12 protein-coding genes are annotated in these 13,460 nt (G+C 64.4%); 4 read left to right on the forward strand and 8 right to left on the reverse strand.

Going from position 1 to position 13,460, the window contains the following annotated elements:
• Positions 1-29: 29 nt before the first annotated feature.
• The gene (locus tag BMZ17_RS07125) at positions 30-653 is read right to left on the reverse strand and encodes an XrtA/PEP-CTERM system exopolysaccharide export protein (RefSeq protein WP_093137583.1); all 624 of its coding nucleotides are present in this window, start codon (positions 651-653) and stop codon (positions 30-32) included.
• A 356-nt stretch (positions 654-1,009) separates the two neighbouring features.
• Here BMZ17_RS07125 and BMZ17_RS07130 point away from each other — a divergent pair, with 356 nt between their 5' ends.
• Complete coding sequence (locus BMZ17_RS07130; RefSeq protein ID WP_093137585.1) at positions 1,010-2,662, forward strand: GMC oxidoreductase; 1,653 nt, start codon at positions 1,010-1,012, stop codon at positions 2,660-2,662.
• Between the two features lie 82 nt (positions 2,663-2,744).
• Here the strand turns inward: BMZ17_RS07130 and BMZ17_RS07135 are convergent, their stop codons facing one another.
• The 3 genes from BMZ17_RS07135 to BMZ17_RS07145 form a co-directional block, all read right to left on the reverse strand.
• Complete coding sequence (locus BMZ17_RS07135) at positions 2,745-3,608, reverse strand: 2OG-Fe(II) oxygenase (RefSeq protein WP_093137588.1); 864 nt, start codon at positions 3,606-3,608, stop codon at positions 2,745-2,747.
• A gap of 145 nt (positions 3,609-3,753) precedes the next feature.
• Positions 3,754-4,401 carry a response regulator transcription factor gene (locus BMZ17_RS07140; RefSeq protein ID WP_093137591.1) on the reverse strand — a complete coding sequence of 216 codons (648 nt, stop codon included), beginning with the start codon at positions 4,399-4,401 and terminating at the stop codon, positions 3,754-3,756.
• Positions 4,398-7,457, reverse strand: a complete 3,060-nt coding sequence (locus tag BMZ17_RS07145; protein ID WP_093137594.1) for a sensor histidine kinase — start codon at positions 7,455-7,457, stop codon at positions 4,398-4,400. Before BMZ17_RS07145 ends, BMZ17_RS07140 begins: the two co-directional genes overlap by 4 nt.
• Before the next feature lie 161 nt (positions 7,458-7,618).
• On the opposite strand from BMZ17_RS07145, the gene BMZ17_RS07150 reads away from it, so the two are divergent.
• The 3 genes from BMZ17_RS07150 to BMZ17_RS07160 all read left to right on the forward strand — a co-directional run bounded on the left by BMZ17_RS07150 (position 7,619) and on the right by BMZ17_RS07160 (position 8,852).
• Complete coding sequence (locus tag BMZ17_RS07150; protein ID WP_254775203.1) at positions 7,619-7,930, forward strand: hypothetical protein; 312 nt, start codon at positions 7,619-7,621, stop codon at positions 7,928-7,930.
• Between the two features lie 137 nt (positions 7,931-8,067).
• Positions 8,068-8,547 (forward strand): helix-turn-helix domain-containing protein, encoded by a 480-nt coding sequence (locus BMZ17_RS07155; protein ID WP_217645736.1) that lies wholly within the window; start codon positions 8,068-8,070, stop codon positions 8,545-8,547.
• Positions 8,544-8,852 (forward strand): N-acetyltransferase, encoded by a 309-nt coding sequence (locus tag BMZ17_RS07160; RefSeq protein WP_093137602.1) that lies wholly within the window; start codon positions 8,544-8,546, stop codon positions 8,850-8,852. Before BMZ17_RS07155 ends, BMZ17_RS07160 begins: the two co-directional genes overlap by 4 nt.
• Positions 8,853-8,972: 120 nt before the next feature.
• Here the strand turns inward: BMZ17_RS07160 and BMZ17_RS07165 are convergent, their stop codons facing one another.
• The 4 genes from BMZ17_RS07165 to BMZ17_RS07180 all read right to left on the reverse strand — a co-directional run bounded on the left by BMZ17_RS07165 (position 8,973) and on the right by BMZ17_RS07180 (position 13,439).
• The gene (locus BMZ17_RS07165; RefSeq protein ID WP_093137604.1) at positions 8,973-9,794 is read right to left on the reverse strand and encodes an alpha/beta fold hydrolase; all 822 of its coding nucleotides are present in this window, start codon (positions 9,792-9,794) and stop codon (positions 8,973-8,975) included.
• A 359-nt stretch (positions 9,795-10,153) separates the two neighbouring features.
• A complete protein-coding gene (locus tag BMZ17_RS07170) occupies positions 10,154-11,152 on the reverse strand; it encodes an SLAC1 anion channel family protein (RefSeq protein WP_093137607.1) in 999 nt (332 codons plus the stop codon).
• The gene (locus BMZ17_RS07175) at positions 11,146-12,537 is read right to left on the reverse strand and encodes an alginate export family protein (RefSeq protein ID WP_093137609.1); all 1,392 of its coding nucleotides are present in this window, start codon (positions 12,535-12,537) and stop codon (positions 11,146-11,148) included. Before BMZ17_RS07175 ends, BMZ17_RS07170 begins: the two co-directional genes overlap by 7 nt.
• A gap of 5 nt (positions 12,538-12,542) precedes the next feature.
• Positions 12,543-13,439 (reverse strand): VOC family protein, encoded by an 897-nt coding sequence (locus BMZ17_RS07180; RefSeq protein WP_093137611.1) that lies wholly within the window; start codon positions 13,437-13,439, stop codon positions 12,543-12,545.
• Between the last annotated feature and the right edge of the window lie 21 nt (positions 13,440-13,460).

Here is a 13,460-nt window from a genome sequence, read left to right on the forward strand (position 1 = left end):
TCTGCTCATCCATGACGGCATCACCCAAGTTAGAAAGCGCGCTGCGGAACGGTGACCACGTCGCCTGGCTGGACCGGGTAGTTGGTCTCCAGTTCGCCCTGCTGCAGGATCCTTCCCAACCGCACGGCGTAGGCCTGCGTGACGCCATCGCCACCGTGCCGATACAGCTCGGTCTTGTCGGGCGCGGCGAATTCGTTGGTACCGCCCGCGGCCAGGACCGCATCCAAGATGGTCATGCCTTGCCGATAGGGCAGGGAGACCGGATTGCGCACGGCGCCGGTGACGCGGATGCGCGAGAGATACTCATGGCTGCGCAGCTCGGTCAGGATCACCGCGACCTGGGGATCGCGCACGAATGACTTGAGCTTTTCCTGGATCGTGGCGGCGACCGCATCGGGTGTCTCGCCGCCGGCCTGGACATCGCCGATCAACGGTACGGTGATCTTTCCGTCCGGACGGACCGGTACGGTGACGCTGAGGTCCGGGTTTTGCCAGACCGACACTTTCAACTGATCGTCCACGCCGATGCGGTAGTCGGTCACCGCCATGACCGTGCTGTCGAGCTGGGGTGCCGCGTGTGTTCCAGCAGATGACGCACAGCCGGCAAGCAGGCCGGTCAGCAGCAATGCTGCAAGACGATGGAAGGTGGTCATGACTGGCCTCCCGGTGTCAGCGCGAGCCGGCCGCGTGCTCGATCTGATCCAAGGGCTGTGGGACGTTTCCAACGCATGTGTCACCCGTGTTTTGACCTAGTGGTGAAGCCGGTTAAGTCCGCGAAGCCTTCAAGAACCAAGATCTTTAGATCTGTAAGCGCTTTCGGAAACGCAGTTTCAGAAGGGCGCTGACAAACTTGGAAAGCACGTTCTTCCCGCACCAAATCCGGACAGGACTGATGCGCGGCCGCTCTACGCCATGGCTAACGTACGAAGATGAAAAATGCGGCAAGCGTCGCGAAATAAAATTTCGACCGCCGATTCCTGGGCCACAGTCGCGCAGTTCAAGGAACAAGATGATCGTCGACTATCTGGATGACTCAGCGGCGGCGGGCACTGCCGCGGATATCTGCATCGTCGGGGCAGGGGCGGCGGGGATTGCGATGGCCCGTGCTTTCATTGGGACGTCCTTACGTGTCTGTCTGCTGGAAGGCGGCGGACTGACCGGTGAGCAGCAGAGCCAGGCGCTCTACGCAGGGAAATCGGTGGGATCCCTGTCACTGGACCCTGCGACCTCGCGGATGCGGGCGTTCGGCGGCAGTTGCAACCTGTGGGGTGGCGGCTGCATGCCGCTCAATGCGATGGATCTGCGCGCACGCGATTGGGTTGCGCAGAGTGGGTGGCCTATCACCGCCAGTGAGCTCAAGCCTTACTACGTGCGGGCGATGGAGGTCTGTGGCCTTCCTTGGTATCCGTTGCACGGCAACGGCAATGGCTTCAACGCACTGCCCGGCTTCCCACCGATTCCCTTCGATCAGGGCAAACTCAGCAACCAGATTTTCATGCGCACGCAGCTGCTGTTCGGTCGTGACTATTTGGCCGAGCTTGGGCAGGCACCCAATGTCACCGTACTGCTGCATGCGAACCTGCTCGAGCTGGACATCGCGCCTGACGGTCGCGTCGTGCAGGGCGCCACCATCGGCTCGCTCGCTGGCAAGCGCGGCGTGGTGCGGGCACGGCATTTCGTCCTTGCATGTGGCGGCATTGAGAACGCGCGACTTCTGCTGCAATCGGACAGGCGATTGCCAGGCGGCCCAGGCAATACGCACGGCCTGGTTGGACGCTACTTCATGGATCATCCAAGCGGGAGGCTTGGTGCGGTGATCGGTGGAAAGACCGATCATCTGGCAAGACCTTACGATCGGGAAAACGCAAAGGGTAGAGCCACGTTTCCGGAGATCTGCCTCTCTGAGCAGGCGCAGCAACGCGATGGTCTCCTTAATGGCCGGGTCCATCCGTTCGTTGCCGAAGGCCCCGTTCCGCGCGGCGTCGCCGCCTTGCGCGGACTGCGCAAGCGCAGGCGCTCGGCAATCTCCAATGAAGGGAAAGCCCTTGAGGATTCGCTCTGCACAGCCATGCGCAACAGCGCCTTGCCCGTCTCCAGCGTCGCGTCCGGCTCGACGAGCGGGCTCCTTCTGCAGCTCGCGCTGGGCGTGGGCGACATCGCGCGCGCAATGGCGCGAAAGCGTGTCGGCAAACCCGCGGTGCGAAGCAGCCACCTCGTTCTGGTCGGGTATTTCGAGCAGGCGCCCAACCCGAACAGTCGCATCAAGCTCGACGCGTCACGCGATGCGCTTGGGCAGCGCAAAGTCTGCGTCGACTGGCACTTGAACGCGCTTGATCGGCACACCTACCGGGTCGCGGCCCGGCTGTTCGGGCACGAACTCGCATCGGCGAGTGGAGGATGTTTCGAGCCGGAGCCGTGGGTCGAAGCAGATGACGTGACACCGCCACGGGTTGAAGGTACCGGGCATCACATGGGCACCACTCGCATGGCCGATGACCCGCGCCATGGCGTTGTGAATCGAGATTGCCGGGTCCACGGGATCGACAACCTCCATATTGCCGGCAGTTCGGTGTTCCCCACCGGTGGTTGGGCGTTCCCTACCTTCACGATTATTGCCCTGAGCCTGCGTCTGGCCGAGCGTCTGCAGATGCTGTGTGGCTAGCGCAGTCCTTAGTTGCATGCGCATTCGTCGCGCGCAATTGATGGAAAGGGCTCAATGCCTCAACTGTTACTGCGGGCAAGCATTAGCGCTTGGCCCACGCCATGCGTACGCGCCGCGCGAAATCCCAGACGACCGGAGGTGACCAGCGGCGCGCGAGCCTCAAGCTTCCATCGCGCATCAGGGCACTTCGTGATTTGCTGAGGAAGACGGTAGTCCGCGCTTTTGCGCGATATTCTTGCTCGCACGGGTTGGTGTAGTAGTAGGACGCGAGCGAGCGCCGTTTGATGCCTTCCGGCAATCGCATCGGCTCGGGGTGGCCGTGATAGCTGTCTGCCTGGTTCTTCATCAACAGGCATGTTCCAAGTTCTGGCTGGATATGGACAACCGACCGCTCGGCTTTTGTATCCCAGAGCTCAAGTGCACCACCCCACGCCGGATCCCAGTCCGGATTGAGGTAGGTCAAAAAGACCATCTCGTTCGCAAGGCCTGTTTCGGCATGCAAGTCGAAGTCACGGTGCATCCCGAACTTGCCTCCATTGCGGCTTTCATGTAGCCCGCCGCCAAACAGGGTGCAGTCGACGATCAAATGCTTGATCCCCGAGATTTCGCTGAGGAATTCGACGAACTCGCTCGAATTGACCACGTCAAAGTAAAGCCTAGACGCCGGTCCAAAGCGATGCCCAGGTAGCGAACGATAGGTCTGTTCCTGCGCATTGGAGAACGAGCGCCAACCCCGCGCGGGATAGAGATCGAACTCCTCGCGCACAAGCTGGAGCAGCACAGGGTCGAAAAGCGTGTCGAGTCGGAGATGGGGAAAAGGGAAGGCATGCTCAAAATCCTGCTGAAGCCTTTTTCGATAGGCCGGATCGCGGATCTTGCAATCGACGAGCCCATCAAGCTCGAGCTGACGTCCACGAATCACGATACAGCCGGCGCCCGAAACCATTAGTTGTCCCCCTCTAGCCCTGAAGCTGAGAACGGCAAATTTTTCTGGCGAAGGCCAATGATAAATGAGTACTTACAGCTCAGCTATTTCGGCGCCTTCGCGATGCCTTACAGCACAAGCACAAACTGGAGGAAGGCCCTTCCGGTCAAAGCTCGATGATGCCGCGGCGCAAGCCGAGGGTGACGGCATGCGTGCGGTCGCGGGCGTTGAGCTTGCGCAGGATGCTTTTGACGTGGGCTTTGACCGTATCTTCGGAGATGCCCATGAGGGCGGCGATGGCTTTGTTGGAGTTGCCGCCGGAGATCAGGCCCAGGACTTCGGCCTCGCGTCGGGACAGTGCATCGTCGAGGACATGGGCGGCCACGTCGGCGGCGATTTCCTGTGGCAGGCGTTTGCGCCACAGGCGGTCAAATCGGATCTCGCGGATGGTTTCCACCAGCTCACGACGCAGGACGCTTTTGAGCAGATAGGCGCAGGCGCCGGCTTCCAGCGCCTTGACCGCCTGCACATCGCCCTTGTACGTCGTCAGCACCACGATGCGGGCACTTGGATCGAGCTTGCAGATGCGGACGATGGCTTCGATGCCGCCCATCCGCGGCATCTGCAGATCCATGAGCACGATGTCCGGCTGCAGTTCGCGATAGCGCAGGACGGCTTGCTCGCCGTCCTCGACTTCTCCCACGACCTCCATATCGCGCTGGGTCTGGAGGATGGCGACCAGTCCGTCGCGGACCAAAGGATGATCGTCGACCACGAGGATGCGGGTCGGGGGCTGGAAGGCGTCTTGGGTCATGGTGTTGCACCGGCAAAATGAAGGCGCAGGCGCTGCAGGCCAAGCTGCCAGAGTGGGTCGCGATAGGCGAGGCGTGCGGGCATGCGCAATTGAAGTTCCGTGCCGGCGCCGGGTCGGGACCAGATCTGCAGCTGGGCGCATATCCGCTTCGCGCGCTCGTGCATGCCCGGCAAGCCCCAATGGCCTTCGACACCCTGGCGATCGAGCACCTCCTCGGAGATTCCACGTCCATCATCGCGCACGTATAGGCGGAACTCACGCAGGCCATAGCAGAGCTGGATCTCGATCTCCTGGGCCTGGGCGTGGCGAAATGCGTTGGCCAACGCTTCCCGGCCGAGTTGGAGCAGTTCGTCATGGACCAGCGGCTTGAGCGGCGTGTGCCGACCTTCCACGACTGCAGTCAGGGTGACCTCGTTGGACTGCGGATACTCGTCGCGGATCTGCATCAGCGCCTCGGCGAGGTCGGCGTCCTGGTTGGTGTTGCGAAGGCCGCGGACGCGATCGCGCGCCTCGCCCAGGGCGTGCTCGGCAAGATCCATGGCCTTCTCAAGCTGGTGTCGCACGGGGTTGGTGTCGGCCATGCCCAGCGTCATCGCGTGCAGGCGCAGGATCAGCCCCTGCATGCCCTGGAGCAGAGTGTCATGCAGCTCACGCGCGATGCGCTCGCGCTCACCGTGGCGCTCCTGCAGGCGCGCCTTGAGGCGCAGGAACAACAGGTGCGCGCGCCAACGCATCAGCATCCAGATGCCAAGCAGGACGATGACAGCGCCAAGCACCTGGAACCAGAGCGTCTGATAAAGCGCAGGTGCGATGGTGAACCGCAACGTCGCCGGGGCCAGGCTCCAGATGCCGTCGTTGTTGGCGGCGCTGACTTCGAACAGATAGTCACCCGGCGCCAGGTTGGTATAGAACGCTTCGCGTCGCGACCCCGCATCGCGCCAGTCCTCGTCGACGCCCTTCAACCGGTAGCGGAAGTTCAGGCGGTCCGATTCGGCCAGGCTGGTGGCGGTATAGGTGATCTGCACGCGGGTGACACCGCGCTCCAGTGCGGGCTGTTCGGACAACGGGATCGACACGTCATTGCCGCGCAATCCACGAATGAACACCTGCGGCGGCAGCAGATTGCGCTGCATCGCGTCCGGGTCGATCCAGGCCAGGCCCTGGTTCGTGGAGAACCACAGCAACCCATCGGCGGCCGCCAGCGCCGTCGGCAACATGCTGGCCTGTTCGGCGATGCCGGGCAGGCCGTCGAGGGCGTTGAACAGCTCTGCGGGCACCGATGGCGTGCCGGGCCAGAGCGTCTCGGTGAGCGCCTTCCGGTTGATCCTGACCACGCCCATATTGCCGTTCAACCACAGCTCTCCGTGGCGATCTTCGGCGATGCCGGTGATCCCGGTCAGCAGATTGGACCGCTCCGGCGGCAAGGTATGGAAGCGCCCATCCGGCGTCATCGTGGCGATGCCCATTTCGCCGGCAATCAACGGTTGACCGCCATCGACCAGCAGGGCGGTGATGTGGCCGACGTCGAGGCCATCGCGGCGGTCATAGGTCCGCACCTTGCCCCCCTCCAGGACACGCAGCGTGCTGGAGGGATAGCCAAGCCAGGTCCGCCCCTGGCGATCATGCACGATCGCGGTGGCGCCTTGCGTTGGCAGCAGGCGTTCCCGTCTCCAGTGCCCGTCATGGGTGACGAACACACCGAGCTGGTCGACCGACAGCCAGAACTGTCCCTCACGATCGACCGCCATCGCCGTCTGCTGGCGGATCTCGCTGCCCTCGGGCGGGGCGATCACGCGCGACACACCATCCTTGAACTGCCAGACACCACCGTCCCCGGCCCACCAGACATTGGTCTTCGGTGATGGCAGCAGGGGCAGGGTGCCCTCCATTGCCTTCTGCAGGTCGCTGCGATTGCCCGAGACCGCGACACCATGATTGATCAGCAGCGTATTGCCCTGCGCGTCGGCGAGGACCGAGGCGCGCGACCAGACCTTGGGCACCAGGCCGTCGATCGTCATGACATTGCGATGGCGCAGGCGGTTGAGCCCCAGATTGGTGCCGATCCAGAAGCTGCCCTCGCGGTCCTGCACGATGGCGCCGGCCATGTCGGCGGTCAGCCCATCCGCGCGGCCCAGGCGCTCGACATCGGCACGCTGCGCGGCCAGGGCTGCGGCTCCGATGCGGAAAATGCCGCGCTCATCGTAGTCAGTGCCCCACAGGCTGCCGTCGCGGGCGAACATCATGCGTCGCGCCTTGAGCCGGGGCTGCAGCGGATGGATCTCGCCCGCCGACAAGAGCTGCCCGGAGGCGTCGGTGATCGCACGCACGCCGTGATCGGGATCGGCCAGCCACAGGCGGCCGTCCGGGCTCTCGGCCATGACTGGAAGGTCGGCGGTCGTCACCTCCGTGGTGACGAAGCGCTTGCCATGCGCGGGCAGGTAGTAGAGCCGCTGTGCGGTGGCGACCCACAGGCGTCCGTGCCGGTCCTGCAGCAGCCACTGCGCACCGCCTGAAACGAAACCTTCGGCGGCACCGACGGCGATCCAGCGCTGGCCGTTGAAATAGGCCAGGCCATGATCGGTGGCCACCCACAGTCGGTGGTCCGCATCGCGGGCGAAGCCGAACACCATGCCACCGGGCACGCCTTGTGCCTGCCCGTAGTTGTCCAGCGTCTTGGGCCCAACGCGGGTAACGCCCGCGTTGTAGTACCCGATCCACAGGGTGCCATCGTCTTCGACCTCAAGTGCGGTCATGTTGTTGGAGGCGAACTGCGTCCCCGGTGGCGGCGCGCGCCGCTCGAAGCGCTGGCCATCGAAGCGATACAGGCCAAAGCCGGTGGCCAGCCATAGATAGCCGTCCCTGGACTGGCGCATCGCCCAGATATCGGCCGGCGCGCCGGACGCGGTCGTCCAGGCGGTCTGCTGGTATTGCGCGAATCCTTCGGGCAAAGCGGCCTGCGCCGGCAGCACCCACAGCCACAGCAGCCAAGCCAGGACCAGCAGCTGGCGCCCGGCACGGAGGCCAAGCGGTGGGGAGAAACGAAGGACACGGCGCATGCGGTGATTCTCGGTGATCGCGCGTCGCGCCCCATCACCCCGAATGGGGGTGTGATTCACCCACCCGATATGGTGACGCCGCGATGGCCGAATGATCTTAGCCTGCCCAGGTGCAGCGTCTCTACGCCATGTTCCCTGATGGGCGGCCCGGTTTCGGGCTGGTGCTTCTCAGGCTGTATCTCGTCCTGAGCCTCCTGACGGTGTTCGGCAGCGCACCAGGCGTGGGCGCCGGCGTGGCGCTGGGCCTGCTGACCGCCGGCCTGTTGCTGGGTCTGCTGGTGCAAGTGCTGGCTGCCATCTTCGCGATTGGCAGCGTGTGGCTTGCAGCCCAACTGGGGATGCCCTGGGCGCAAGCCTTGCCCGTGCTGCTGGTTTCGCTGGCCGTGCTCGGCCTTGGGCCTGGTGCGTACTCGCTGGACGCCCGCCTGTTCGGCCGGCGCGTGGTGACCGAACGCCGTCCGCCTGCGCCTTGAGTGAATCACCCGAACGGGTAGCCGGGCGTTGGCACCATCTGGGGTAGGGCGCGGCGTAAGGCGCTTGCAACATGGTGCCGGGGGGACACAGGTGCGATGCCGATGCATCGCCCAGTCATGAAAGGAGATGTTTCACCATGACGACCTCGCTTGCGCTGGTCCCGCGCACGTCGCTGCTGCCGTACTTCCTGACGCCCGAAACAGCGCCCGCCCAGCAGGCCGCGGTCGCCGGCTTGGCCCCGTGGCAGGCGAACAGTGTGGTCCGCATGATGCTCAGCCAGCTCGCCGCCAGGATCTCGACCACGGCGCTGGCCCGTGAGTGCGGCCTGTCGCGCGGGCACTTCTCGCGCGCGTTCAAACAGACCTTCGGGTTGCCCCCGCACAGCTGGCGGCACGTCCAGCGCATCGCACTGGCCAAGACGATGCTGGCTGAGGATCGGCACGCGCTGACCGATATCGCCGCGCAGTGCGGCTTCAGCGACCAGGCCCATTTCACGCGGGCCTTCAAAGCCGACACCGGGACGACGCCGTTGGCCTGGCGACGCCAGGCCATGACGGCGACCTTGTCGGTCAATGCGAAAGACGTGCGAACGGCGATGCCAAGCAGCTACGCGTGAGCGAATTGATCGCCTTCGTCCATGAAGCGGCGCGATGCCGCTTCGTTGCCTGGACGGCAACGGCGCATGCGTGGGCGGTTTACGAAGAAGACGACGGGATTTTGAGCTTCGTGCAAACCCATCATTCCAGGAGCGCGCAGGACGCGGGCTTGGTCGATGAACTGGTCCGGCACTGCCTGGCAACCTCGCGCGCGGAGCAGCGGTATGTCACGCCACTGTGCGCGGCGTTTTTCCTCTACATGGAAGCGCGTCCGGAAACGCACGATCTTCTTTCGCCACTGGGCCTGCGCCTGTATTCGGATTGAGGCTCTAGGCCTAACGAAAACGCCCTGCTCGAGAAGACCGAGACAGGGCGTGGATGGCTCGGAAGATCCCAAACATACCGGTAATCGCCGCCCCCATCTTCGGGGGCGGCGATCTACGGATCAGCTCTTCAGAAAGGCCAGCAGGTCGGCATTGAGCTCATCGGCATGGGTGGCCGAGAGACCGTGCGGCGCATCCTTGTAGATCTTCAGGGTCGCGTTCTTGACGATCTTGGCCGAGAGCTTGCCGGAGGCATCGATCGGCACGATCTGGTCGGCGTCGCCGTGGATGACCAGCGTCGGTACATCGATCTTCTTCAGGTCCTCGGTGTAGTCCACTTCCGAGAATTCACGGACGCACAGATAGTGGCCGAGCACGCTGCCGGTCATGCCCTGCGCCCAGAACGCATCGCGCATGCCCTGCGAGGCCTTGGAGTCGGGGCGATTGGCGCCGAAGAACGGGCCGGACAGATCCTTGAAGAACTGCGAGCGGTCCTTGGCCACGCCCTCGCGGATGCCGTCGAACACCGACATCGGCAGGCCGCCGGGATTGGCTTCGGTCTTGAGCATGATCGGCGGCACCGCGCCCACCAGCACGGCCTTGGCCACGCGCTTGGTGCCGTGGCGACCGATGTAATGGGCCACTTCGCCGCCGCCGGTGGAATGGCCGACCAGCATCGCGTCCTTCAGGTCCAGGTGCTCGATCACCGCGGCCAGGTCATCGGCGTAGGTGTCCATGTCGTTGCCCTTCGCGGTCTGGCTGGAACGGCCGTGGCCACGGCGGTCATGGGCGATGACCCGGTAGCCCTGCTGGACCAGGAACAGCATCTGCGGATCCCAGGCATCGCCGTTGAGCGGCCAGCCGTGCGAGAACACCACCGGGGTGCCGGTGCCCCAGTCCTTGTAGAAGATTTCGGCGCCATCTTTGGTTGTGACGAAAGGCATTGCAGGTTCTCCAGCGTGGTGGGAAGGGGTAGTGACCTTGGCTTGTGCGCGCACTGGCAGTGCCGCGATGGCCAGCATGGCCGCGCCGGTGGCAAGAACCTGGCGGCGGGTGAGATCGGGGGAGGGAAACGGGGTGTCGGACATCGACCGCGTCTTAAGAGGGGAGGGCATGCATCGCGCAGTCCACGCCTTTTTGCGGCTGGGACAGCACCATGCAGATCATCAAACTAGGCCGCCGCACCTGGGCCGTCTTGGATGTTTGTGACTCGATTGACAGCGAATGAGGAGAGCACGCGCTTCCTCATAGGGACGGTCGCGACCCACGCCGCCGGCCACGGGGCAGGGCGACGCGCCCGATCTCAGTCTTCGTTGAAGGCTTTCCCGCTGAGCATGTAGAACGCGGTCCTTGCACCGATGAGCAATACCACCAGCGACGCCGCCGCAAGCGCGAACACCGCAATGGCCTGCGCATACGCCGAGGGTTGCGCATGCTGGTACGCCAGCGCTGCGCCCGCCCAGCCATCGACCGGGAAGGTCATGGCCCACCAGCTCATGAAGAACGGCCCGTGGGTGACATGCCGCAGCAGCGTGAGCAACAGGATGGCGATGAACAACGCCAGGCTGTAGAGGATGTGCGCCAACGGGCCGGCAAAGCCGCCGGTAAAGGCCAGATACGCGGACAGCCCGATCGAAGGCGGTGCCAGCAGGATGAACAACGTCGGCACGCTGCGCGCGCTCATCGCCGGCACGAACAGTACCCGGTGCAGCACGATGGTGAAGAACATCAGCCAGAACACCAGGCCCACGGAGAAGAAGAACCAGCTGATCTCCACATGCCCCAACGGCACGCCGCCGACCGGCACGAGGATGTTGCCGACGATGGGGATGAACCAGGCCGGCGTCAGCACGCTTTCGTCCTGCGCATGGGTGATCCAGCGCCGGATGAGGGTCATCGCCAGCATCAGGTGCAGCACCGCGCCGAACCACCATAGGCCCTGTGCCAGTTCAACCGAATAAGCGCGCGTGCCGATGCTCAGGACAATGGCCGCCACGGAGGTGGCGGGGAAAAAGCTGGAACGCACCGGATGGGCGAACTCCTCGGCCACCGCCTTGAAGTGGAACCCCAGCTTGGCCAGGTGCGTGACGAACAGCAATGCGAACGCCACCACCGCCAGCAGCAGCAACGCCTGGCTGATGATCACCGGCGCTCCGAACACGGTATGCGCCAGCGCCCAGGCGTTGGCCAGGCCGCCGACGCCCATCACCATGGCGAACATCGCGATGGACAGGCGTGCCAGCAGCGGCTTTTCCAGCGGCGCTTGCGGCACGGCGGGGTTTGAAGTGTCGGATGTCACCATGAGAATTTCAGTTCGCCTCCGGCGTATTGGCTGTCGCTGCCACCGGCGTTGCGGATGACGTTGCCGACTTGGTAATGGACAAGCTCCACGGCCGTGGAGAGGTTTGGGGACAGCTTCCAGTCCGTGCGCAGCTGCAGGTAGGCGCCGGTCCAGCGGCCGCCGGTTCCGGCAGTGCCTGCCAGCGGCACGTCGGGTTGGATGTAGACCGCATCGGCCGTGCTTTGTCGCCAGAGCAGGCCGATCGCACCGGTCAGGGTGATGGCGGCATCGGGATGCACAGTGAGCGCAGGCTTGATGTGCAGCAGGTTGCTGTAGCCGGTGTAGCCGGCGAGGCTGAAATACGACCCGTTGGGAAACAGCGGATTGAAGGTTTCCAGACGGCCATCATCGGCTTTGCGATCGCCCGAGGCGGCATCGACCTGCATGCCGATCCGAGGTGACAAGGCAGCGTCCTTGAAGGTATAGCCGATGCGCCCACCCATGCCCCAGGCATGTACCGAAGCGCTACCGACACGGCCGCGCTGGCCCATCGCTTCAAGATCCCAGTCCAGCGCGCCTTGCACGCCAGCAAAGCGCGCATCCAGGATGTCGCGTCGCTCATCGCCGACCGCATCCAGGAAGCTGGCATCGTCCAGCTCGTAACGTGCGTAGTACAGCGACAGCTCATCGGTGCCCAGCACCTGTCGCTCCACGCGCACGGTGTCGAAGGCGAAATGCCGGTTGGAGGTGTCATCGAAGTCCGACCCGGCCGCGTACTGCACCGGCCGACTGACAAAGCCGATCCAGCGCCATGGGCCATGTTCATAGTTGGCCCAGACCGCATCGAAGGACTGGCGCACGTTCGGGCCGTCGCGCAGCGAGACAAAGCGCTGCAGGTCGAAGGCGAACTCCTGGCGGCCGACCCGGACCTTCAACTCACCGCCGCGCAGGGGCGTGGTGTAGGCGACGAAGGCCATGCGCAGGTCCAGCGGATTCGTATCGGCCGGACCGATGCTGGTCTTCTGGTAGGCGCGAGCGTCTTCGAGCTGGACAAAGCCTTGCCAGTGGTCGCCCACGCGCAGGTCGCCGTGCACCTGCAATCGCTGCAGCAGATAGCGGTCGTCCTCGCGGCCTACGCCAAAAGCGGAGGCGTGATTGGATTCCAGTCGCTCGCGCAGGATCACCCCAAGCGATAGATACGCATCAGGCCCCAGCGCGATCGCCTTCAGGTGGTCCAGCGGCTGGCTTCGCATGGCTGGGTCGAGCAGGGGCGACCAGTCCTCCTGCCAGCGGTTGGATTTCAACGCGGGCCGGGCAGGCAGCGTGGTGTCTTGCGTTGCCTGCTGTGCCCACGCCCAGGCGGGGAGGCACACGAGCGCCAGCAGCGGTGCGAAGCGTCGAGACATTGCGATCAGGACTGTGCCGCGGCGTGGATCTCGGCGATGTAGCCGCCGGGAAACTGCAGCACGGCAGAGCGGCGTGCGGTGCTCTTCACTTCCGGCACAAGCACCTGCACGCCGGCGGCCGTGGCCCTGGCGATGGTTGCCTCCAGGTCCTTCACTGCATAGCCGGTCATCTCATGGCCGTAGGGATAGGGCAGGTGCCCATCGGTGACCAGCACCTGCATCTGGCCAAACCCGGAGTAGAGTTCGATGCTGCGAAAACTCTCGCCTGGCCGGCCGATCAGCGCGCCGTCAGCCTTGGGGTCGTCGCGCTCGACCGAGCCATGCGAAAACGCTAGGAACGCCTTGACGAAGGCATCGGCGCGCTCGCGCGACACGTACACGCGGTTCTCCGGCACGGTCTCCAACGGCGCGTAGTGGGGGGCCTTGTCGTGCCAGTACAGCTGCATGTTCACGCCGCCCGGCCAGGCGATCACCGCATCCAGGCCGATCGGATCCCGGAACGGCTCCACCAGCACCTCGGCGCCTGCGGCACGCGCGGCCTTGATTGCCTGTTCCATGTCGGTCACCAGATAGCCGGTGCGCTCAGCGCCAAACGGCGCCGGGATCGGCGTCTTGAACCCGAACAGCGACACCGTGCCGGCCGGCGTCTGCACCAGCTGCGAGGTCGTGCTGCTGGGCGTGGGCGTCACGGTCGCTACCACCTGCGGCGTGCTTTTGCCGCCGAAGGTCGCGGTAAAGCTCTGCACGAACGCTTCGACCTCCTCCGGCGCGATATAGACATGGGTGGTGTCGTACTGCGGACCGACCGATACCGATGATGTGGTGGCTTGCTTGGCAATGGCCGGCGTGATGCTGCCGAGCAGCAGCGTGATGGCAACGGAAAAAGACAGCGTCAGGCGCATGAGGGTTCCAGAGAAAGTGGG

Source organism: Pseudoxanthomonas sp. GM95 (genome assembly GCF_900109775.1).
GTDB lineage: Bacteria > Pseudomonadota > Gammaproteobacteria > Xanthomonadales > Xanthomonadaceae > Pseudoxanthomonas_A.

Bases quoted from the DNA above. Each gene is read 5' to 3' on its own strand.
- BMZ17_RS07125 (WP_093137583.1), bottom strand. From the start codon at position 653: ATGACCACCTTCCATCGTCTTGCAGCATTGCTGCTGACCGGCCTGCTT.
- BMZ17_RS07130 (WP_093137585.1), top strand. From the start codon at position 1,010: ATGATCGTCGACTATCTGGATGACTCAGCGGCGGCGGGCACTGCCGCG.
- BMZ17_RS07135 (WP_093137588.1), bottom strand. From the start codon at position 3,608: ATGGTTTCGGGCGCCGGCTGTATCGTGATTCGTGGACGTCAGCTCGAG.
- BMZ17_RS07140 (WP_093137591.1), bottom strand. From the start codon at position 4,401: ATGACCCAAGACGCCTTCCAGCCCCCGACCCGCATCCTCGTGGTCGAC.
- BMZ17_RS07145 (WP_093137594.1), bottom strand. From the start codon at position 7,457: ATGCGCCGTGTCCTTCGTTTCTCCCCACCGCTTGGCCTCCGTGCCGGG.
- BMZ17_RS07155 (WP_217645736.1), top strand. From the start codon at position 8,068: ATGACGACCTCGCTTGCGCTGGTCCCGCGCACGTCGCTGCTGCCGTAC.
- BMZ17_RS07165 (WP_093137604.1), bottom strand. From the start codon at position 9,794: ATGCCTTTCGTCACAACCAAAGATGGCGCCGAAATCTTCTACAAGGAC.
- BMZ17_RS07170 (WP_093137607.1), bottom strand. From the start codon at position 11,152: ATGGTGACATCCGACACTTCAAACCCCGCCGTGCCGCAAGCGCCGCTG.
- BMZ17_RS07175 (WP_093137609.1), bottom strand. From the start codon at position 12,537: ATGTCTCGACGCTTCGCACCGCTGCTGGCGCTCGTGTGCCTCCCCGCC.
- BMZ17_RS07180 (WP_093137611.1), bottom strand. From the start codon at position 13,439: ATGCGCCTGACGCTGTCTTTTTCCGTTGCCATCACGCTGCTGCTCGGC.